The organism is Bradyrhizobium sp. CCBAU 53415, assembly GCF_028128735.1.
Lineage (GTDB): Bacteria > Pseudomonadota > Alphaproteobacteria > Rhizobiales > Xanthobacteraceae > Bradyrhizobium.
Window position 1 is genome coordinate 185,613 of record NZ_LBJF01000027.1, and the last position, 19,385, is coordinate 204,997.

Consider the following 19,385-nt stretch of genomic DNA (forward strand, 5'->3'; position numbering starts at 1 on the left):
ATGGCCGCGGTGCGCCGCAAGGGCAACCAGCGAAAGCCGCTTTTCCCAAGGGATTTATGCCGGGAAGAATGCGGCTTGAGATGCGCGAATCAGGATTGTGGCGTGCGAATCAGCTCTTCAGCAGCGGGTTGATCTTCTTGGCGAATTCCTCGAACGAGGCCTCGCCCTTGATCTTCTCGCCGTTGATGAAGAAGGTCGGCGTCGAATCGACTTTCAACACGTCGCTGGCATATTTCTGGTCGGCGGCGATCTTGTCGAGCAGCGCCTGGTCCTTCAGGCAGGCCTCGACCTGCTGCTGGGTGAGGCCGGCCTGCTTGCCGATCCGCGTCAGGGTCTCGGTGGTGTTCTTCAGCACCCAGTCGTTCTGCTGGCGGAACAGCATGTCGGTGACCGCGAAGTATTTCGGCGCATCGCCATTGGCGATGCAGCGCGACAGCATCGAGCCGGCGGCGGCTTTGATGTCGAGCGGGAACTCGCGGAAGACGTAACGCACCTTGCCGGTGTCGATATATTCCTTCTTGATCTTCGGGAACACCTGCTCATTGAAAGCCGCGCAGTGCGGGCAGGTCATCGAGGCGTATTCGGTGATGGTGACGGCGGCATCGTTCGGCCCGAGCGCCATGTCGGGCAGGGACACCGGCTTGGCGACATCGGCGGCGGATTGCGCCATGGCTTCGGAGATGAGCCGCAGCGGCGAGAACCCGGCGAGTGCGGCAAGACCGGTCAGCGACAACATCGTGGTGAAGGCGCGGCGGGTGATGATCAAGGTCGGCTCCCGGGATTGGCAAGGTCCGCCCGGGTTCCCGGGCGGCCTGTCGCTAGCTCGAAACGTCGATTGAGGCAATGGCGGGCGGCGAGGACAGGTCCAGATTAGCGGCGGAATAAGGCTCAATTTCGCTTGATGGCGGCCCCAAGCCGGGCCAGCGCCGTCTTCAGTTCTTCATCTTCGATCTCCCCCAGGCTCTCGGCCATTTTGGCGACGCTCTTGGCGTCTGGAGGGCCGGGTCGCTTCCGGGTCCGGGGCCGGGACAGAGGGGCCTGGCGAAAGGCCAGCTTGCCCACCGCGCTCCAGCCGAAGAAGCGGTTGACCCGCTCCAGGATCACGTCGGCGGAGTGCTGGATCTCCAGCGCCATCGGCCCCTCGACCCGCAGCACCAGCGTCGCCGGCTCCGGCGGCTGGCCCTCCACCGGCCGCGGCCATTGCATCTTCAGCGGCTCGGCATGGGCCGCGATCTCCGGCCCGGCAATCTGCGCCCACCGCGTCACCAGCTCGCGCGCCGCAAAACCCTGCTTGGCATAGGCCTCGGCAAAGACGTCGTTGAGCAGGATGCCGAGCGGCTTGGCGCTGATGGGACCGGGCTTGGGAGGGAATTTGGACATGGGGGACCTTATAGCACTTCGGGGTCTGAGCCGCAGGCTCCTCGTCGTCATTGCCGGGCTTGTCCTGGCTTGTCCCGGCCAACCACGTTCTCCGGCGAAGAAAGACGTGGATGCCCGCGACGAGAGCGGGCATGACGTGGAGAGATTGGGGTGACGTCGTTACACTGAGAGCATGAGTCCCAGATCTGCCCTGAAGCCGACATCGAAACCGGTTCGGTCGAAAGCCTCATCGCGTCCGAAACTCCTGCTCGCCTGGTACGACCGCCACCGCCGCCGGCTGCCCTGGCGCGCGGCGCCCGGCGAGGCATCGGATCCTTATCGCGTCTGGCTGTCCGAGATCATGCTCCAGCAGACCACGGTGAAGGCGGTCGGCCCCTACTTCGAAAAGTTCGTCGCGCGCTGGCCGGATGTCATGGGGCTCGGGCGCGCCTCGCTGGACGACGTGCTGCGTATGTGGGCCGGGCTCGGCTATTACTCGCGCGCCCGAAACCTCCATGCCTGCGCGGTCGCGGTGATGCGCGAGCATGGCGGCGTCTTCCCCGATACGGAGGAAGGTTTGCGCGCGCTGCCGGGGATCGGGCCCTACACGGCGGCGGCGATCGCGGCGATCGCCTTCGATCGCCGCACCATGCCGGTCGACGGCAATATCGAGCGGGTGGTGACGCGCCTGTTCGCGGTCGAGGAAGAGCTGCCGCAGGCAAAGCCTCTGATCCAGCAATTTGCAGCGACGTTGCTGGCGGAGTCCCGCGCCGGCGACAGCGCGCAGGCGCTGATGGATATCGGCGCCTCGATCTGCACGCCGAAGAAGCCGGCTTGCTCGCTGTGTCCGCTGAACGAGGATTGCACGGCGTGCGCGCTAGGCACGCAGGAGACGTTTCCGCGCAAGGCGCCGAAGAAGAGCGGGACGCTCAGGCGCGGCGCCGCCTTCGTGGTCACGCGTGGCAACGAGCTGCTGGTCCGCTCACGGCCTGAAAAGGGCCTGCTTGGCGGCATGACCGAAGTGCCGGGCTCGGACTGGCTCGCCGGCCAGGACGATGCGGCGGCGAAGCAGCAGGCGCCGGAGCTGAAGGGGCTGACGCGCTGGCAGCGCAAGGTGGGCGTCGTCACTCACGTCTTCACGCATTTTCCGCTGGAGCTGGTGGTCTACACCGCGAAGGTGGAAGCCCGCACCCGCGCGCCTGAAGGCATGCGCTGGGTGCCGATCGCAACCCTTGCCGGGGAAGCGCTGCCCAATGTCATGCGCAAGGTCATCGCGCATGCGCTGGATCTTTCATCGGGGCCATCCTCCTGACAGCACGCTGGCAGCAGCGTTACGTTATCGGCGTGCGATACGGAGGCTGCCCCATGGTCAAGACTGCGCTCGACAATTTTCCAAGGCCGCCCTGCGCCGAGCTTCTCGGATGGCGTCTGCTCGATGCCCGCCCCGACGAGGGCTGGATCAGGCTCGGCTTCGACGGCAAGCCGGAGTTCTGCAACCCGGCCGGCTTCATCCAGGGCGGCATGCTTTCGGCCATGCTCGACGACACCATGGGCCCCGCCGTGCTCGTGATGAGCGAGGGCCGGCTCTACACCACCACCATCAGCATGACCGTGAATTTTCTCAGCCCTGCAAAGCCCGGCCCGATCATCGGCGAGGCGAGAGTGACGCAGCTCGGCAAGACCGTCGCGTTCGTCGAGGCGAAGCTCATGGCGGAGGACGGCACGGTGCTGGCGACAGCCAGCGCGAGCGAGCGTTTGCTGGAGGCGGCGAGGGTGGTGAGTAAATAAGCTGGCAGCGCGCGCGGTACCCCTTCCCCCCTTGCGGGAGAAGGTGGCGCGAAGCGCCGGATGAGGGGTCGCTTCAGCGAAATCAAGCTGCGAGTTGGTCTGCGGAGACAGACCCCTCACCCAACTGAGCCCGCATCTACCGGCGTCGCTGCCCTCTCCCACAAGGGGCGAGGGCGCATCAATGCTCATCTCGCTTCATGCGAGAGTTCAGGCCTCGACCCGCTTCGCATCCTTGCTCACGATCGGCGGCTTCGCGTTCAACGCCTCGACCTGAAACCCCGCGACGCGCTTGTAGTTGGCGGCGATGTCCTCCAGCTCCTTTTGCGAGAGCACATCGGTGACCACTTTGTACCCATCCGGCGCGCGCTCCTCGACGAGCTGCATCACCTGCTCGGGGCCGTTCTTGCGGTTGAGCAGGACGAGGTCGGTGGTCGCGGGCCGGCGCTCGGCTTCATAGGCGAGCAGCGCGGCTTGCGTCGGACCGTGCGCCAGGATCTCGCGGGTCATGACGCGCGCATCGAGGATCGCCTGCGAGGCGCCGTTCGAGCCGATCGGGTACATCGGATGCGCGGCATCGCCCATCAGCGTGACCTTGCCGAAAGTCCATTGCGACACGGGATCGCGGTCGACCAGCGGATATTCATAGGCGTGCGGGCAGTTCCGGATCAGGCCGGGCACATCGAGCCAGTCGAACTGCCAGCTCTCGAACCAGGGCAGGAACTCCTCGATGCGTGCAGTGCGATTATAGTCCTCGCGGCGCCACTGATAGGTCGGCGGCATGTGGCGCTCGGCGACCCAGTTGATCAGATGGTTGCCCGCCGCATCCGGCTCCTTCGAGATCGGGTAGCAGACGAATTTCAGGATCTCGTGGCCGGCCATGATCATGGTGCGGCCGGTCAGGAAGGCCTTCGCCGGCGTGACGCCGCGCCAGAGGATGCGGCCGTTCCAGATCGGCGGGCCTTCATTGGGGTAGAGCTTTTCGCGCACGGCGGAATGGATGCCATCGGCGGCGATCAGGATCGCGCCGTCGTAGCTGCCTGTGGCCTTGCCGGTCGCCTTGTCGACGAAATCGGCGCGGATGCCACCCGCCGTCTCGGTCCAGCCGGTCAGATGGTGGCTGGTGAGGATGTTCTCGCGGCCGAGGCGCTCGATCGCGGCGTCGAGCAGGAGCTGCTGCAGGGTGCCGCGATGGATCGAGAATTGCGGCCATTTGTAGCCGGCCTCCAGTCCGCGCGGCTCGCTCCAGATCGGCTTGCCGTGCTTGGAGAAATAGGCGAGCTCGCGCGTCCGCACGCCGCTGGAGTCCAGTCGGTCCATCAGCCCGAGCTCGATCAGCTCGCGCACCGCATGCGGCAGCACGTTGATGCCGACGCCCAGCGGCTTCAATTCCGCGACGCTCTCGAACACTTTTGCGGGAACGCCGATTCCGTGCAGGCTGAGCGCAAGCGTCAGCCCGCCGATGCCGCCGCCGGCGATGAGTACGGTCATGACAAATCCCCCTCCGATTGACGGCGTCTTCGCACAGCTGGGCGGCCGTGGGCAACTGCGAACAGGTCGCCTATGGACGGCGCGGCGGATGACCGTTAACCTCGGGTTTTCCCCATGAGGTCCGACATGCTCAAGCTCTACTACGCCACCGGCACCTGCGCGCTCGCCACCTACATCACCTTGGAGGAGGCCGGCGCCGACTACACGGCCGAACGGCTGAGCTTCAAGGACAACCAGCAGAACAGCCCGGACTATCTCGCGATCAACCCGAAGGGCCGCGTGCCGGCGCTGGTGACCGATCGCGGCGTGCTCACCGAGACGCCGGCGATGCTGGCTTACGTCGCACAGACCTTCCCCAAGGCGAAGCTCGCGCCGCTCGACGATCCCTTCGATTTCGCCCAGGTGCAGTCGTTCAACTCCTATCTCTGCTCGACCGTGCACATCAACCACGCCCACAAGATGCGCGGCGCGCGCTGGGCGACGCAGGAGAGCTCGTTCGCCGACATGAAGGCGATGGTGCCGAAGACCATGGCCGCCTGCTTTGCGCTGATGGAGCAGAAGATGTTCAGGGGACCGTGGGTGATGGGCGATCAGTTCACGATCTGCGATCCCTATCTCTACACGCTGTCGACCTGGCTCGAAGGCGACAGCGTCGACATCAAGGCGACGCCGAAGATCGCCGACCATTTCAAGCGCATGTCCGACCGCCCCGCGGTGGCAAAGGTGATGGCGGCGCAGAAGGCGTAGCAAATCTCGGTGTCGTCCCGGGCAAGCGTAAGCGCAGACCCGGGACCCACACCGCGGAATCTATCGATCGTGTTCGATAGAAAGTTCCGAACGAGCAGTCTTCGCCAAACTGCATCCTCTGGCTATCGCGACGAGCGCAAGCGCTCGCGCAGAGGTCCCGGATCGGCGCGGGCTTAGGGCGCGCTTGTCCGGGACGACATCGGGTTTGTGGAAGCTGCAAACTTATCCAGCCTTCCCTTTCTCCAACTCCCGTCCCGTCTGCAGCATCAGCCGCCGCAGCCAGATCGAGCCGGGGTCCATCTGTGCGCGGGTCGGATGAAACATGAACTGCTCGTCGATCCCGGGGTCGAGCGGCGGCGTCACCGTGACGAGGCCGAGCTGCTTCGACAGCGCCGCGATCAGCCGGCGCGGCACGAAGGCGACCAGGTCGGTGCGGGCGGCGACATGCAGCGCCTCGAGATAGCCTGACACCACCAGCGAGATATGCCGCTCGATGCCCTTGGCTCGCAGCCAGGGGTCGATCAGATCCTCGGCACCGCCGCGGATGATCACGCCGACATGGCGCGCAGCCAGGAACGTCTCGCGCCGCTTCAGCTTCACGCCTATCGGATGGCCGCGCCGCACCGCCAGCGCGTCGCTGTCGGTATAGAGCAGCTGGCGGTGAAAACCCTTGAAGGCGTTTCCGATCGAGATCACGAGATCGATGGTGCGGGCGAACTCGGCATGGAAGATCGCCGATCCCCGCCACGGCACGACGTCGATGCGGACGTTGGGCGCAGCCTGCGTCACCTTCTCCATGAAGCGCGGCATCAATAGCTCGACCGCGAGATCCGGCATCATCAGGCGGAATTGCCGCTCGCTGCGCGCGGCGTCGAAATCGTCGGGCACGAACAGCCCGCGCACCTGGTCCAGCGCCTGGGCCAGCGGGGCGCGCAGCGCCAGGGCCCGTGGCGTCAGCTCCATCCGCGCGCCGGTGCGTACCAGCAGCGGATCGCCAAAAATGTCGCGCAGGCGCTGGAGCGCGTGGCTTGCCGCCGGCTGCGACAGGCCGATCCTCATCGCCGCGCGGCTGACATTGGCCTCGCGCAGCAGCGCGTCGAGTGCGGTCAGCAGGTTGAGGTCAAGCGAATTCAAATTCATGAAGTGAATAGATATCATACCAGCTATCGATTTGAAGAATTATCGGCGCGCAGCGATGATCTCCGTCTTCTCACCAAGGAGATGCCGCCATGAGCGCTGCCGCCAACAAGAAGCTGATGCAGGACATTTTCGCCGCCGCCGCCAATCCGGATCCGGCCGCGCGCGATCGCGCCCTGTTCACCGCGAGCCTTGCCGAGGATGCCGAATGGGTCGTGACCGGCCAGTATTCCTGGTCACGCACGTTCTCGGGCAAGCAGTCGATCCTGAGCGACCTGCACGGCTATGTCCGTACCCGCCTGCGCGACCGCACGCGCACGGTCGCGCACCGCTTCATCGCCGAAGGCGACGTGGTCGTCGTCGAGGCCAAGGGCGACAACGTTACGCCCGAGGGCGTGCGCTACGACAACGACTATTGCCTGGTGTTCCGTCTCGAGAACGGCAAGATCAAGCAAATCCGCGAGTACTGCGACTCGATCCTGACCGAGAGGGCGCTGGGCCCGTTCCCCCACGCGCCCGTGAGGGCGGCGAGCTGACCGGCTTGGACGACGTCGTCTCCACCGGCCGGTCCCGTCGATCATGCTTTCCGATGCTTGTGCGGATGTGGCGGATGCTCGGGGACCACAAGCGGACTTGGCGACTTCGGTCCCGAGCCCGGTGCCAGCTCGCTGCGATGACCGAGCGGGAGCTTCAGGACTGCGGGATGACCCGAGCCGACATCGACTACGAGTTCAAGAAACCTGTCCGGCGGACATAAATCGACCGGAAGCGGCGCCACGAGCGCCGCTTCCGCCTTCAATTCCGGACCCCGGGAACTTTTACCGCTTCCTGACGTTTGCGTGGGCGCTGGGGCAATCGCGCCCGAAACCGCGGGCTTTTTGGGAGTTGTATGCTGGTCGGGGCTTCGGACGTTACGATACATGCGGGCCGCAGCTCTTCCGGGCTCCGTGAACGCCTGAGAGATGCGACATCGGATGCCCATCGCAAGCTCGATGCGCAACTGTGTGCGTTCGACCTGGCCGGCATTTCCGGTTATCGCCGCTTTCTTCATGCCAGTGCCGGTGCGCTTCTTCCGCTCGAGGCCGCGCTGGCGGAGGCTGGTGTGGACCATGTCTTTCCAGACTGGCCGGAGCGGTCGCGGAGCGCTGCCATCGCGAGCGATCTGGCACGCCTCGGCGCAAGCGTGGCGGTGATGGTGTCCGTGCCGCCGCTCACGCGCGCCGGCATGCTCGGCACCATGTACGTGCTGGAGGGCTCCCGGCTCGGCGCGAAATTTCTGCTGAAGGCGGTCGCCGATGCGAACGATCCCCGCATCGGCGAGGCAACCAGCTATCTCCGCCACGGGGCGGGCAAGCGGCTCTGGCAAAGCTTCCTGTCAAAGCTCGAAAGCGAGGAAGAGTGTGACGAGGTCGAGGCGATCGCATCGGCGCGCATCGCCTTCGCCGCGTTCGAGCGGGCGGCGGACCGCGCATGAACGAGATGGTCGATCTCACCAATTGCGATCGCGAGCCGATCCACATTCCCGGCAGCGTGCAGCCGTTCGGCTTCATGCTGGCCGTGCTTTCGGATTTCACCGTCTGCATGGCCTCGGACAATGTCGGCAGCTTTCTCGGGAGCGACGCCGCCGATGTGCTGCACCAGCCTTTGTCGTCCGTCATCTCCGAAGCCGCCGTCGAGACCATCCGCAGCCGCGTCGATTATTTGAGCGGGCCGGACGCGACCGAGCGCCTGTTCGGGGTCGAGCTGCAGGCCGGCAAGCCGCCCTATGATCTCTCAATCCATTTCTCCGGCGTCTACCTCGTCGTCGAGGCCGAGCCGAGCGTGCAGGAGCAGGGCGTCAATTCCGGCGAGCTCGTCCGCCTGATGCTCGACCGGATCCGCAAGACGCGCGGCATGAGCGACCTCGCGCGCGAGGCGGCGCGCCAGCTCAAGGTGCTGACCGGCTTCGACCGGGTCATGGTCTATCAGTTTCACCCGGACGGCTCGGGCGAGGTGATCGCCGAGACCGCGGAGGCGGAACTGGAATCCTTCCTTGGCCTGCATTATCCCGCCTCGGACATTCCGAGGCAGGCCCGCACCCTCTATCAGCGCAACTGGCTGCGCATCATCGCCGACGTCAATGCGAGGCCTGCAGCGCTGGTATCGACGGCCACGCACAATGCCGGCCTGCTCGACCTTTCAATGAGCGTGCTGCGCTCGGTCTCGCCGATCCACATCGAATATCTGCGCAACATGGGCGTCGCCGCCTCCATGTCGGTGTCGATCCTGCGCGACGGCAAGCTTTGGGGACTGTTTGCCTGTCATCATTATTCGCCCCGCTATATCTCATTCGACAAGCGCACGGCCTCCGAGCTGTTCGGGCAGATGTTCTCCTGGATCGTCGAGGCGCGTGAACGCGAGGGCGACGTCGCCTATGAGGCCCGCGCCCACCAGGTGCAGGAGCGGCTGATCGAGATCGCCGCCTCGCACGAGCACAGCCGCCGCGCCATCGTCGACTTCCTCGGCGACTATCGCAAGATGATCGAATGCGACGGCGTCGCGGTGTGGTCCGACGACAGGATCGCGTTTCAAGGCGAGACGCCGACCGAGGACGAGGTCAAGGACCTCGTCGCCTTCATCAACCGGACCTCGCCGGGAAGAATCTTCGCCAGCGCAGAGATCGCCAAGGTCTATGCCGCCGGCCAGGCGTTCCGCGCCCGTGCGGCGGGCTTTCTCGCCATCCCGATTTCGCGCACCCCGCGCGACTGCCTGATCTTCTTCCGCCGCGAGCTGACGCGCTCGGTGAACTGGGCCGGTGCTCCCGACAAGGTCTACGACGAGGGTCCGAACGGGCCTCGGCTGACCCCGCGCAAGAGTTTCGAGCTCTGGCAGGAGACGGTGGCGGGCCAGTCCAAGCCGTGGTCGGCGGCCGACATCCGCATCGCCGAGAGCCTGCGCGTGACGCTGCTGGAGGTGATCCTGCAAATGTCCGACCTCGCCGCGCGCGAGCGCCGCGGGGCGCAGGAGCGGCAGGAATTGATGATCGCCGAACTCAATCACCGCGTCCGCAACATCCTGAGCCTCGTGCGCGCCCTGGTGGCGCAAAGCAAGGACGCCGCGACCAGCGTCGAGGAGTTCGCCGGCGTGCTCGGCGGCCGCATCCAGGCTCTGGCGCGCGCCCACGATCAGATCACAAACCTGAACTGGGCCCCGGTCGCGCTCCGCACCTTGGTCGAGTCCGAGGCCGGCGCCTATCTCGGCGCGCGCGCGGGGCGGGTGAAGATGGGCGGTCCGGACGTCGCGCTGGATCCCAAGGCGTTCGCCACGCTGGCTCTGGTCGTGCACGAGATGATGACCAATTCCGCCAAGTACGGCGCACTTGCCGATTCCACCGGCAGTGTCGAAGTGGTCTGGCGCCTTGATCCATCCTCCAGCCTCGTCATCGAATGGAAGGAGAGCGGCGGCCCGCCGGTACAGCCACCGTCGCGGCGCGGCTTCGGCACCACGATCATCGAGCGATCGGTGCCGTTCGACCTCAAGGGCGATGCCGAGATCCGCTTCGACCTCCTGGGCGTGCAGGCAAAGTTCGTGATTCCCCCCAATTTCGTCGAATTGGTCCCGTCCATCGCAGGAGCCGCCATGCGCGTCGAGGAGCAGCAGTCCACCCGACCCAGGATTTCCGACACGGCATTGATCGTCGAGGACAATCTGATCATCGCCATGGCGGCGGAGGTCATCCTGCTCGATCTAGGCGCTCGCCACGTCGACACCGCCGCCACCGTCGATCAGGCACTGCGATCGATCGAGCGCACCCGGCCGAGCTTTGCCCTGCTCGATCTCAACCTCGGTAGCGAGAGCAGCATCAAGGTGGCTGAGAAGCTGAAGGAGATCGGGGTGCCCTTCATCTTCGCAACCGGCTATGGCGAGCGCGCGCCGCTCCCGGAGCAACTGGCGTCGGCGCCGGTGGTCCAGAAGCCCTACACGCTGGAAGTGATCGAGCATGCACTCGACAAATTGCAGAAGGCCGGCGCCTCGTGAGCGTTCGCATGCAGCGCCCTGTATGACGCTGCGCATTCACGCGCGAACTTTGCATAGCTGCCGACAAAAACAGCAAATTTCGTGCCGGCCGATCTCAATCGCGCGAAAGATTTGAAGGTTCAATTAACGAGTGTCCCCCATTGTGTCGCGGTGCAGCGCGAGTCGCCAGGGCGGGACGTGCGGCTGCCGGAGTGGCCGCAATGATCGCCGGAGTTGTTCGGCCCCTCGAATTCACATGCATCCGGGTGGACAGTGGGAATGCCGAAATTTCGTTTGCGGATCAGGGGACGCCTGTACGCAGGCTTCATGGCCCTGGTGGCGGTCGGTCTCGTGATGGCAGTGGTTGCCGTCTGGAATTTGCGGGACGTGCAGGATCAGGTCGCAAGACAATCCGCCCTCTCTGACAGCACGGCGCGGGTGCTGGAGATATCGACCCATCTCCAGGCGATCCAGCGGGCCAATCTGCGCTACATCTACGACGCCAGCGAGCCTGCGATGAAGGAGGCTTCGGAACGGGAAACCGCGGCGACCGAGCTGTTGAAGGTCGGAGCCCAGGGGACGGCCTCCGAGGAACGGCGCAAGCTTTACGAAGATCTCATCACCGAAATCGCCAAAATGCGAAGCCTGCGTGACAATCTTGGGGACGCCGTCAACGAGGCGCGAACCGGCAAGGCGACGCTGCTGCCGAGCGGAGATGAGCTGACTGCCAAGATGAACAAGCTCGTTGATGTCGCCCGCGCAGCCGTCGATGAGGACACCGCGGCGCTCGTCGCGGACCTCGAATCCCGGCTTCTCCAGGTTCAAATCGCCAACTGGCGCTTCCTGGCCCTGCGCGACACCAAGGGACCCGCCAATTTCAGGACCAATGTGGACAGGGCGATGCAGCGCCTTTCGGCGCTGGAAAAGAGCCCGCAGGCGACGGAATTGCGAACCGTGCTCCCGCCGGTGAAAACCTCGCTCGGCATCTACAAATCCGCGTTCGAGACGACCTCCGCCGCGATGCTTCAGGCCGACGAGATCTACCACAAGAACCTCGCGCCCCTCATCGTCGACAGCATCGGCAAGCTCAAGGCCGCGGAAACGACCCTGAAGCAGGACTACCAGCGATCGCGGACCACCGCCGAAGTCGTGATCGCGGGAACGACGACCGTTCAGGAGATCGCTGGTGGCCTCGCCATCTTGTTCGGCGGCATCGTCGCCCTCTTGATCGCCCGCAGCATCGTCGGTCCCCTGACCTCGATGACGGGCGCGATGGGGCGGCTTGCAGGCGGCAATCTCCAGGTCGAGATTCCCGGCCGCGGCAGGGCCGACGAGATCGGCGACATGGCCAAGGCGATCCAGGTATTCAAGGACAATATGGTCGAGACCGAGCGTATGCGCTCCGAGCAGGCCGAGCTCGAGGCGCGGCAGGCCGAGAGCCGCAAGGCCGACATGGCCAGGCTTGCCGATCAGTTCGAGCAGGCGGTCGGGGAGATCGTCAACACGGTGTCGTCGGCGTCGAGCGAGCTCGAAGCCTCCGCAGGCACTCTGACCACGACCGCTGCGCGGGCCCAGGACCTGTCGACGGAGGTCGCCAGCGCCTCACAGGAAGCCTCGGCCAACGTGCAGGCGGTCGCCTCGGCGACCGAGGAGCTCTCCTCCTCGGTATCCGAGATTGCCCGCCAGGTGCAGGAATCCGCCCGCATCGCGGGCGAGGCCGTCGGTCAGGCGAGCAGGACCAACGAGCGCGTCGGCGCGCTCTCCAAGGCCGCCGCCCGGATCGGTGACGTGGTCGAGCTGATCAGCACCATCGCCGGCCAGACCAACCTGCTGGCGCTGAACGCCACCATCGAGGCTGCGCGCGCCGGCGAAGCCGGCCGCGGCTTTGCGGTGGTCGCCTCCGAGGTCAAGGCGCTCGCCGAGCAGACGGCGAAGGCCACCGGCGAGATCGCCCAGCAGGTCTCCAGCATCCAGGCCGCGACGGAGGAGTCGGTCGGCTCGATCAGGGAGATCAGCGGCACCATCGAGCGGCTGTCGGAGATTTCGTCGACGGTCGCCGCCGCCGTGGAGCAGCAGGGCGCGGCAACGCAGGAGATCTCCCGCAACGTCCAGCAGGCGGCCCAGGGCACACAGCTCGTGTCGTCCAACATCGGCGACGTGCAGCGCGGCGCCTCCGAGACCGGCTCGGCTTCCTCGCAGGTGCTGTCGGCGGCGCGCTCGCTCTCGGCCGACAGCAACCGCCTCAAGCTCGAGGTGACCAGGTTCCTGAACTCGGTCCACGCCGCCTGAACTCTCAAACGCAAGAGGCCACGCGCATGCGCGTGGCCTCGAAGGGCGGCGCGAGGCGATCAGGCCACTTTGGCCGTCATGTGCTTGAACATGTTGCTGCGTGCTTCGTCGTCCATCTCGGCCTTGAAGGTGAACTTGTCCTTCAGGGCGATGGCCCGCGCCGCCGCGGGACGTGCCGAGATCTCGTCCACGAGCCGCTTCACGTTCGGGTATCGGGCAAAGGCGCCGTCGCCGAGCTTGAACGGCACCATCCGCGCCCAGCCCCACAGCGCCATGTCGACGATCGAATAGCTGTCGCCGACCATGTAGCGACGGCCTTCGAGGCGAGCGTCGAGAATCTTGTAGTGGCGATCGGTCTCGTACTGGTAGCGGTTATGGGCGTAGTCGTGGTTCTGGTCCTTCGGCGCGAAATGCTTGAAGTGCACGGCCTGACCCGAATACGGCCCGACGCCGCTCGCCACGAACATCAGCCAGGACAGCGTCTCGCCGCGCACGCTGGCGGCGGGCAGGAACTTGCCGGTCTTCTCGGCGAGGTAGAGCAGGATCGCGTTGGAGTCGAACACGATGGTGCCGTTGTCGTCGATGGCCGGTACCTTGCCGTTCGGATTGATCTTCAGATAGTCCGGCGCGAACTGCTCGCCCTTGCGGGTGTCGACGGCGACCGGTTCAAAGGGCAGACCGGATTCTTCCAGATAAAGCGCAACCTTGGTCGGATTCGGCGATCCGTTGAAGTAGAATTTGAGCATCGAGCACTCCCGGTGTCTGTTGCCGCGCGCAGGCGTGGCATCGTTGGGCGGGCCTTGTCTTGCCTGAAGCCGTTGCGGGAGAGCAACCGGCGAGTTTGCCGGGCGGCGTCTGCGCGATACGCAGATCAAGCAGCGTAACAAAGGCCGATTGCCGCCGTAAGGACCATGGCCGCGCCCACGGCCTCCAGCCGCAGGCCGAGCCGGGCGGCGAGATGCATGTCGGACGCCCGCGCCGCCCGCTCCGATCCGCGCGCGTAGCCATGCACGATGACGTCGTGGTTGAAATTGTCGTGCGCCTCGTTGCTGCTGGCGAGCCCGACGCAGATCACGAGCACGCCGAACAGCGCGAGGCCGAAAAATCCCAACAGCGCGATCAGGAACATCGGAAACATCCCGACCAGGAAGATCGGCAGCAGCGGCACCAGCAGCAATGTCTCGCACTGTCGTCGCATGGGAGCCGGCCGTCAGGACGGAGGCTGATCGGGGAAAGCCAGTCCCGGCAGCGGCGGCTTTCAACCATCCGCCGCCGTCATTCCGGGGCGCGCCTCTTGGCGCGAGCCCGGGATCCATTGGGCCGCATGTGCTGTTGCTGGATGGATTCCGGGTTCGCGCTTCGCGCGCCCCGGAATGACGGTAAGAGGGAAAACTACTCCGCCGCCATGCCGGCGCGGATCTCGGCACGCAGCTCGTCGATCAGTTTGAGGCCCTTCTTGGTCTCAACGTGCCAGAAGGTCCAGCCGTTGCAGGCTTGCGCGCCTTGCGCGACCGCGCCGATCCGGTGGATCGAGCCGACCTTGTCGCCGAACATGATGGCGCCGTCGGCACGCACCAGCGCGCCGAGCTTCTTCTTGGCGTCGAACAGTTTCGTGCCGGGCATGATCATGCCGCGCTCGATCAGCTCGGAGAACGCCACCCGCGGCGCTTCGCGCGCGGTCATGAACGGGGCGAGGCTTTCTTCCGGCAGCGGCTCGACCGCGGCGATGCGGGCCTCAGCCGCCTTGGCGTAGGTCTTGTCGCGCTCGAAGCCGATATAGGAGCGGCCGAGGCGCTTTGCGACGGCGCCAGTCGTGCCGGTGCCGTTGAAGGGATCGATCACGAGATCGCCGGGCTTGGACGACGACAGCAGCACGCGCGCGAGCAGACCTTCCGGCTTCTGCGTCGGATGCACCTTCTTGCCGTCGGCGCCCTTGAGGCGCTCCTCGCCGGTGCAGAGCGGGATCAGCCAGTCGGACCGCGCTTGCACGTCCTCGTTGGCGGCCTTCAGTGCCTCGTAGTTGAACGTATAGCCCTTGGCCTTCTCGTCGCGCGCGGCCCAGATCATGGTCTCGTGCGCGTTGGTGAAGCGGCGGCCGCGGAAATTCGGCATCGGGTTGGTCTTGCGCCAGACGATGTCGTTCAGGAGCCAGAAGCCGAGGTCCTGCATGATCGCGCCGACACGGAAGATGTTGTGATAGGAGCCGATCACCCAGATCGTCGCCGATGGCTTCATCGCGCGGCGGGCGGCAAGCAGCCAGGCGCGGGTGAAATCGTCATAGGCGGAGAACGAGTCGAACTTGTCCCAGTCGTCGTTGACGGCATCGACATGGGATTCGTCGGGGCGCTTGAGATCGCCCTTGAGCTGGAGATTGTAGGGCGGGTCGGCGAACACCAGGTCGACCGAACCAGCCTGAAGCTTCGACATCTCGGCGACGCAATCGCCGAGGATGATGCGATGCGAAGGGGACTCAAAATTTGTGCGGGGCGCCCTTGCAGACGCCCCGCGACGCGACTCTACCATGACTCAAGAACTCTGACTCAGGCGACGCTGTCGGCGACGCGGGACCAAACAACCGACTGGCCGTTACATTGAAGGGGCAAAGTAAAAATCGGCTTAATCCGCCGCTTTCGTGAGCAGCCCTCGCGTCGCCGGTTGTGCGAACGTTGTCATGCGCATTCGCCGTATTTTGCAGTGTATTTCGCGTTTGCCCGGCTTGCTGCAGCAATCATGGCTGCAAAAAGGCTCCAAATTTCTCTCGGAAAAAATTGCTCGACCCTCGGAAAAAATTGCTGGCATCGACATGCTGTCGCACTAGGCAATTTTTGCCGGCCACGATATTGATAAAAGCAACGGAAATTTTACGTGTGTGGCGCGTTGAGCTTCCACATCATTGTGCGCCGTCGAAACTGATTCAGGGATCCCAGAGGGAAGGCCGCCATGCGTTACGATGACTTCCGCCGCAGCGACGACATCGAGGATCGTCGCGACGAAGGTGGTGGCTTTGGCGGCGGCGGAGGAGGCGGGTTCGGCCTGCCGATGGGCGGCGGCGGGCTCGGCATCGGCACCATCATCGTGCTCGGCCTGCTCGGCTACGCCTTCGGCATCGATCCACGCATCCTGATCGGCGGTGCCGAAATTCTGACCGGCGGCGGCCATGCGCCGACCTACCAGACCGATCGCCAGGCCTCCTCGGGCAAGCGCGGCGCGCCGACCGACGAGATGGGCAGCATGATCTCCGGCATCCTCGGCGAGATCGACGATCGCTGGAGCGAGATCTTCCAGGCCAGTGGCCAGTCCTACACCGGTCCGAAGATCGTGCTGTTCCGCAATGCCACCAATGGCGGCCGCTGCGGCATGGCGCAGTCGGCGATGGGACCGTTCTATTGTCCGCCGGATCGCACCATCTTCCTCGACACCGCGTTCTTCCGCGAGGTCGAGACGCGCTTTCGCGGCTGCTCCGGCAAGTCGGCGTGCAATTTCACCACGGCCTACATCATCGCGCATGAAGCCGGCCATCACATTCAGAACCTGCTCGGCATCATTCCGCGCGTGACGCGGCTGCAGCAGCAGGTCGGCTCGAAGGCCGAGGCGAATGCGCTCCAGGTGAAGGTCGAGTTGCAGGCGGACTGCCTGTCCGGCGTCTGGGTCAATCGCGAGGCGAAGAAGCGTCCGAACTTCCTGGAGCCCGGCGACATCGACGCTGCGCTGACCACGGCGAGCGCGATCGGCGATGATACGCTGCAGCGCCAGGCCACGGGCCGTGTCGTGCCCGATTCCTTCACCCATGGCTCGGCGGCGCAACGCAAGCAATGGTTCATGACTGGCTACCAGCAGGGCACGGTCCAGGCCTGCAACACGTTCGGTGCCGGAGCGTTGTAGCGATTATGACGTGCCCCGGACGCAGCGCAGCACCATAAGCGCGTTTACGCGCGTCTGCGACACGCTATGGTGATGCGCTGCTGAGCCGGGCCCACAACGCCGGTCTCCCAACCTCTGAAATGGGTCCCGGCTCTGCGGCGCGGCGCTGATGCGTCGCATCTTGTCCGGGACACGAGAGACGCACCATGGCCTCGATCGACGAAACGAAGCAGTTCATCCCGCTCAATATCGCGGTGCTCACCATGTCCGACACGCGCGCGCTCGCGGACGACAAGTCCGGCCAGACGCTGGTCGACCGTCTCACCGCGGCGGGCCATCATCTCGCCGCCCGCGAGATCGTCACCGACGATGTCGAGGCGATCCGCGCCATCATCCGCCGCTGGATTGCAGATGGCGGCGTCGACGTCGTCATCACCACCGGCGGGACCGGCTTCACTGGGCGCGACGTCACGCCGGAGGCGATCGAGCCGCTGTTCGAGAAGCGCATGGACGGTTTCTCGATCGCGTTCCACATGCTGAGCCACGCCAAGATCGGCACGTCGACGATCCAGAGCCGCGCGACTGCAGGTGTCGCGGGTGCCACCTACATCTTCTGTCTGCCGGGTTCCCCCGGCGCCTGCCGCGATGGCTGGGACGGCATCCTCGCAGCCCAGCTCGACTACCGCACGCGGCCGTGCAATTTCGTCGAGATCATGCCGCGGCTGGACGAGCATCTGCGAAGGCCGAAGGCGCAAGGCGCGACTGTCTGAGTTCTTGCCTTTCTTCCCTTCTCCCCTCGCGGGAGAAGGTGGCATAGGCGGCCTTCGGCCGCCGTTCTGAAGAACGCCGATGCTTCGCATCGGCTATGGCTCCGGATGAGGGGTACCCATCCGCGCGCACCGACTTTCGCGGAGGGGAGAGCGCGCAGCAATGCGCATTGCGCAGCTACAGATCGCGCTCCCACGTTTCTCCAACCAGATCGGCACCGAAGCTGTGGTGCTTCTCTTCCTTCACGAGCTTGAAGCCCGTACTTTGATAGATGCCTCGTGCGGCAACCAGAATGCTCTGGGTCCACAGCGTCATCTTGCTGTAGCCCCGCTCGCGTGCGCCTTGGATGCATTGCTCGACCAGTGCGCGGCCGACACCGAGTCCCCGTGCTTTCTTCTCCACCTGCAACAGGCGGAGCTTGGCGATCTCGTCCGTGGCCTTGACCAGAAAGATCGAGCCGACCGGCTCGCCACCCACTTCCGCGATCCAGCAGTGCTCGCGCGCGGCGTCGTAGTTCTTGATGAACTGCGCGCAGATCTCGGCAACCAGCGCCTCGTAGCTGATGTCCCAGTTGTAGTCCGCGGCGTAGGCGGCAGCCTGTCGGGAGATGACCCAGCCCATGTCGCCGACGCGATGACTGCGCAGCATGAAAGCCGCGGGCTGGCTTCGACGTTGCTCCAGCACGGCCTCGATGGTCGTCATGGCCTGCGTGAGCCGTGTCGCATCGCTGGCCGAAAGCCGGGCCAGCATTGCGGCAACCTCGTTTTGCGAGCTCAGGTTCAGCTTGGCGAAGGTCTGGCGGCCCTTGGCGGTGAGGCTGAGCTGGTATTGCCTGCGATCCGCGGGCAGGGGCCTTCGCGTGATCAGCCCCTTTTCGTCGAAGCTCTGGACGATGCGGCTGAGATAGCCGGGATCGAGACCAAGCTCGTTTCCGATCTCCTTTGCCGCAAGCTCGTCGCGATGCGCGAGTTCATAGAGCACCCGGGCCTCGCTGAGCGAAAAGGGACTCTTTCCAAGGTGCTGGTCGAGCACACCAAGCTTGCGGGTGTAAAAGCGGTTGAAGGCGCGGACTGCTGCGATCTGGTCGTCGGCGACCTGTTCGGCCGCTGGGTTTGATGGCGAAGATTGCGATAGCATGGGATCACCTTGATACTTGCCATTGTCAATTAATTAGTTGACGTTGGCAAGTATCTCGGTGCTTCAACCGACCATCACGATCCGGCTGCGCAGCATGGTGCGGGAGGACCGGCCGAGCCGCCGCAGCAGCCGCGCCTCGGAATGGCGGGCCTGGGGCGGGTAGCCGCCGATCCGGTCGTAGTGATCACGCGCGATCAATAGCCCCTGATCGCCGAGGGGACCGGCGAGCGTGCGCGCCACGGCCCAGACGATGTCGCGCAATGCGGTATTTGCGTAAGGCGAGCGCGCATAGCGGAACACCGCCGCACGATCCCGGCCGCTGCTGGCGACGGCCTGGATGAACTGGGTGGTTTCCTCGATCCAGCCGGTTTCCAGCACGGCACCTGCGGGCAGGAACATCAGCCATGGCGATCGGGCCTGGAGCGCGCCGGCGGCGAGCGCCGCGCCTTGCGAGGGCCCGTCGAACCCGATGAAACGGCAGCCTGCGACGTCGGCAACGCGCTCGATGACGCCATTGCGGGTGCGGTCGACCAGAAGGACCTCCCGGATGACGCCGGCGGCAGCGCCGGGGACGAGTGCGGCCAAGGTTGCGACCGCCGTCTGCTCGACACCTTCGGTCGGAATGATGACGCTCAGCATGATTGAGGCTTCAGTATCTGCACTTCGGGAGAAGCGTAGCGTTGTATGATGTTGTCATAAACCCGTCGCGTTGCCGAGTGCAACTTTCTGGCGGTGCTTCGGCGTGCGATGGTAAACCGCAGCCGGTCATCGCAGCCAAGTATGTCGCGCGGGCTGGTAATATTGCCAAATGTTTC

20 protein-coding genes are annotated in these 19,385 nt (G+C 65.1%); 11 read left to right on the forward strand and 9 right to left on the reverse strand.

Annotation, left to right across the window (positions count from 1 at the left end; genetic code table 11):
* Positions 1-109 precede the first annotated feature (109 nt).
* Positions 110-766, reverse strand: a complete 657-nt coding sequence (locus XH87_RS29150; RefSeq protein ID WP_158669023.1) for a DsbA family protein — start codon at positions 764-766, stop codon at positions 110-112.
* Positions 767-888: 122 nt separating this feature from the next.
* Positions 889-1,380, reverse strand: coding sequence for a DUF721 domain-containing protein (locus XH87_RS29155; RefSeq protein ID WP_158669024.1), 492 nt, complete (start codon positions 1,378-1,380; stop codon positions 889-891).
* 172 nt (positions 1,381-1,552) lie between these two features.
* On the opposite strand from XH87_RS29155, the gene mutY reads away from it, so the two are divergent.
* Positions 1,553-2,671 carry an A/G-specific adenine glycosylase gene (gene mutY / locus XH87_RS29160; RefSeq protein WP_271589889.1) on the forward strand — a complete coding sequence of 373 codons (1,119 nt, stop codon included), beginning with the start codon at positions 1,553-1,555 and terminating at the stop codon, positions 2,669-2,671.
* Positions 2,672-2,724: 53 nt separating this feature from the next.
* Entirely contained in the window at positions 2,725-3,147 is a 423-nt protein-coding gene (locus XH87_RS29165) for a PaaI family thioesterase (protein WP_271589890.1), read from the forward strand.
* A gap of 207 nt (positions 3,148-3,354) precedes the next feature.
* On the opposite strand, the gene XH87_RS29170 is transcribed toward XH87_RS29165, so the two are convergent.
* Positions 3,355-4,635, reverse strand: a complete 1,281-nt coding sequence (locus tag XH87_RS29170; protein ID WP_271589891.1) for a flavin-dependent oxidoreductase — start codon at positions 4,633-4,635, stop codon at positions 3,355-3,357.
* Positions 4,636-4,761: 126 nt separating this feature from the next.
* Here XH87_RS29170 and XH87_RS29175 point away from each other — a divergent pair, with 126 nt between their 5' ends.
* The gene (locus XH87_RS29175) at positions 4,762-5,382 is read left to right on the forward strand and encodes a glutathione S-transferase family protein (RefSeq protein WP_035699859.1); all 621 of its coding nucleotides are present in this window, start codon (positions 4,762-4,764) and stop codon (positions 5,380-5,382) included.
* Positions 5,383-5,604: 222 nt separating this feature from the next.
* On the opposite strand, the gene XH87_RS29180 is transcribed toward XH87_RS29175, so the two are convergent.
* Positions 5,605-6,522: a LysR family transcriptional regulator gene (locus XH87_RS29180; RefSeq protein ID WP_271589892.1), complete on the reverse strand. Its 918-nt coding sequence runs from the start codon at positions 6,520-6,522 to the stop codon at positions 5,605-5,607.
* Between the two features lie 89 nt (positions 6,523-6,611).
* Here XH87_RS29180 and XH87_RS29185 point away from each other — a divergent pair, with 89 nt between their 5' ends.
* From XH87_RS29185 to XH87_RS29205, 5 genes are all read left to right on the forward strand, one after another.
* Entirely contained in the window at positions 6,612-7,055 is a 444-nt protein-coding gene (locus XH87_RS29185) for a nuclear transport factor 2 family protein (RefSeq protein WP_271589893.1), read from the forward strand.
* Positions 7,056-7,129: 74 nt separating this feature from the next.
* Positions 7,130-7,276 carry a DUF1127 domain-containing protein gene (locus XH87_RS29190; protein ID WP_271590909.1) on the forward strand — a complete coding sequence of 49 codons (147 nt, stop codon included), beginning with the start codon at positions 7,130-7,132 and terminating at the stop codon, positions 7,274-7,276.
* A gap of 132 nt (positions 7,277-7,408) precedes the next feature.
* Positions 7,409-7,993 (forward strand): biliverdin-producing heme oxygenase, encoded by a 585-nt coding sequence (locus XH87_RS29195; RefSeq protein WP_271589894.1) that lies wholly within the window; start codon positions 7,409-7,411, stop codon positions 7,991-7,993.
* Positions 7,990-10,536 carry an HWE histidine kinase domain-containing protein gene (locus XH87_RS29200; protein ID WP_271589895.1) on the forward strand — a complete coding sequence of 849 codons (2,547 nt, stop codon included), beginning with the start codon at positions 7,990-7,992 and terminating at the stop codon, positions 10,534-10,536. The genes XH87_RS29195 and XH87_RS29200 overlap by 4 nt, the downstream gene beginning before the upstream one ends.
* A gap of 258 nt (positions 10,537-10,794) precedes the next feature.
* Positions 10,795-12,804 carry a HAMP domain-containing methyl-accepting chemotaxis protein gene (locus XH87_RS29205; protein WP_271589896.1) on the forward strand — a complete coding sequence of 670 codons (2,010 nt, stop codon included), beginning with the start codon at positions 10,795-10,797 and terminating at the stop codon, positions 12,802-12,804.
* A 59-nt stretch (positions 12,805-12,863) separates the two neighbouring features.
* On the opposite strand, the gene XH87_RS29210 is transcribed toward XH87_RS29205, so the two are convergent.
* The 3 genes from XH87_RS29210 to XH87_RS29220 form a co-directional block, all read right to left on the reverse strand.
* Positions 12,864-13,550: a glutathione S-transferase family protein gene (locus XH87_RS29210; RefSeq protein ID WP_158669029.1), complete on the reverse strand. Its 687-nt coding sequence runs from the start codon at positions 13,548-13,550 to the stop codon at positions 12,864-12,866.
* Positions 13,551-13,675: 125 nt separating this feature from the next.
* Positions 13,676-14,002, reverse strand: coding sequence for a hypothetical protein (locus XH87_RS29215; RefSeq protein ID WP_271589897.1), 327 nt, complete (start codon positions 14,000-14,002; stop codon positions 13,676-13,678).
* 194 nt (positions 14,003-14,196) lie between these two features.
* Positions 14,197-15,327 carry a site-specific DNA-methyltransferase gene (locus tag XH87_RS29220; protein WP_271589898.1) on the reverse strand — a complete coding sequence of 377 codons (1,131 nt, stop codon included), beginning with the start codon at positions 15,325-15,327 and terminating at the stop codon, positions 14,197-14,199.
* Positions 15,328-15,475: 148 nt separating this feature from the next.
* Here XH87_RS29220 and XH87_RS29225 point away from each other — a divergent pair, with 148 nt between their 5' ends.
* From XH87_RS29225 to moaB, 3 genes are all read left to right on the forward strand, one after another.
* Positions 15,476-15,622: a hypothetical protein gene (locus XH87_RS29225; RefSeq protein WP_271589899.1), complete on the forward strand. Its 147-nt coding sequence runs from the start codon at positions 15,476-15,478 to the stop codon at positions 15,620-15,622.
* A gap of 122 nt (positions 15,623-15,744) precedes the next feature.
* Positions 15,745-16,686, forward strand: coding sequence for a KPN_02809 family neutral zinc metallopeptidase (ypfJ, locus tag XH87_RS29230; RefSeq protein ID WP_035699831.1), 942 nt, complete (start codon positions 15,745-15,747; stop codon positions 16,684-16,686).
* Between the two features lie 185 nt (positions 16,687-16,871).
* On the forward strand, positions 16,872-17,435 hold the full coding sequence (gene moaB / locus XH87_RS29235; RefSeq protein WP_271589900.1) for a molybdenum cofactor biosynthesis protein B: 564 nt from the start codon (positions 16,872-16,874) through the stop codon (positions 17,433-17,435).
* A gap of 175 nt (positions 17,436-17,610) precedes the next feature.
* On the opposite strand, the gene XH87_RS29240 is transcribed toward moaB, so the two are convergent.
* Together XH87_RS29240 and XH87_RS29245 are read right to left on the reverse strand one after the other, a co-directional pair.
* Positions 17,611-18,570, reverse strand: a complete 960-nt coding sequence (locus tag XH87_RS29240; protein ID WP_271526045.1) for a bifunctional helix-turn-helix transcriptional regulator/GNAT family N-acetyltransferase — start codon at positions 18,568-18,570, stop codon at positions 17,611-17,613.
* Positions 18,571-18,633: 63 nt separating this feature from the next.
* Positions 18,634-19,209, reverse strand: a complete 576-nt coding sequence (locus tag XH87_RS29245; protein WP_271589901.1) for a glycosyl transferase — start codon at positions 19,207-19,209, stop codon at positions 18,634-18,636.
* Between the last annotated feature and the right edge of the window lie 176 nt (positions 19,210-19,385).

Bases quoted from the DNA above. Each gene is read 5' to 3' on its own strand.
- XH87_RS29155 (WP_158669024.1), bottom strand. From the start codon at position 1,380: ATGTCCAAATTCCCTCCCAAGCCCGGTCCCATCAGCGCCAAGCCGCTC.
- mutY (WP_271589889.1), top strand. From the start codon at position 1,553: ATGAGTCCCAGATCTGCCCTGAAGCCGACATCGAAACCGGTTCGGTCG.
- XH87_RS29165 (WP_271589890.1), top strand. From the start codon at position 2,725: ATGGTCAAGACTGCGCTCGACAATTTTCCAAGGCCGCCCTGCGCCGAG.
- XH87_RS29170 (WP_271589891.1), bottom strand. From the start codon at position 4,635: ATGACCGTACTCATCGCCGGCGGCGGCATCGGCGGGCTGACGCTTGCG.
- XH87_RS29175 (WP_035699859.1), top strand. From the start codon at position 4,762: ATGCTCAAGCTCTACTACGCCACCGGCACCTGCGCGCTCGCCACCTAC.
- XH87_RS29180 (WP_271589892.1), bottom strand. From the start codon at position 6,522: ATGAATTTGAATTCGCTTGACCTCAACCTGCTGACCGCACTCGACGCG.
- XH87_RS29185 (WP_271589893.1), top strand. From the start codon at position 6,612: ATGAGCGCTGCCGCCAACAAGAAGCTGATGCAGGACATTTTCGCCGCC.
- XH87_RS29190 (WP_271590909.1), top strand. From the start codon at position 7,130: ATGCTCGGGGACCACAAGCGGACTTGGCGACTTCGGTCCCGAGCCCGG.
- XH87_RS29195 (WP_271589894.1), top strand. From the start codon at position 7,409: ATGCTGGTCGGGGCTTCGGACGTTACGATACATGCGGGCCGCAGCTCT.
- XH87_RS29200 (WP_271589895.1), top strand. From the start codon at position 7,990: ATGAACGAGATGGTCGATCTCACCAATTGCGATCGCGAGCCGATCCAC.
- XH87_RS29205 (WP_271589896.1), top strand. From the start codon at position 10,795: ATGCCGAAATTTCGTTTGCGGATCAGGGGACGCCTGTACGCAGGCTTC.
- XH87_RS29210 (WP_158669029.1), bottom strand. From the start codon at position 13,550: ATGCTCAAATTCTACTTCAACGGATCGCCGAATCCGACCAAGGTTGCG.
- XH87_RS29215 (WP_271589897.1), bottom strand. From the start codon at position 14,002: ATGCGACGACAGTGCGAGACATTGCTGCTGGTGCCGCTGCTGCCGATC.
- XH87_RS29220 (WP_271589898.1), bottom strand. From the start codon at position 15,327: ATGGTAGAGTCGCGTCGCGGGGCGTCTGCAAGGGCGCCCCGCACAAAT.
- XH87_RS29225 (WP_271589899.1), top strand. From the start codon at position 15,476: ATGCGCATTCGCCGTATTTTGCAGTGTATTTCGCGTTTGCCCGGCTTG.
- ypfJ (WP_035699831.1), top strand. From the start codon at position 15,745: ATGCGTTACGATGACTTCCGCCGCAGCGACGACATCGAGGATCGTCGC.
- moaB (WP_271589900.1), top strand. From the start codon at position 16,872: ATGGCCTCGATCGACGAAACGAAGCAGTTCATCCCGCTCAATATCGCG.
- XH87_RS29240 (WP_271526045.1), bottom strand. From the start codon at position 18,570: ATGCTATCGCAATCTTCGCCATCAAACCCAGCGGCCGAACAGGTCGCC.
- XH87_RS29245 (WP_271589901.1), bottom strand. From the start codon at position 19,209: ATGCTGAGCGTCATCATTCCGACCGAAGGTGTCGAGCAGACGGCGGTC.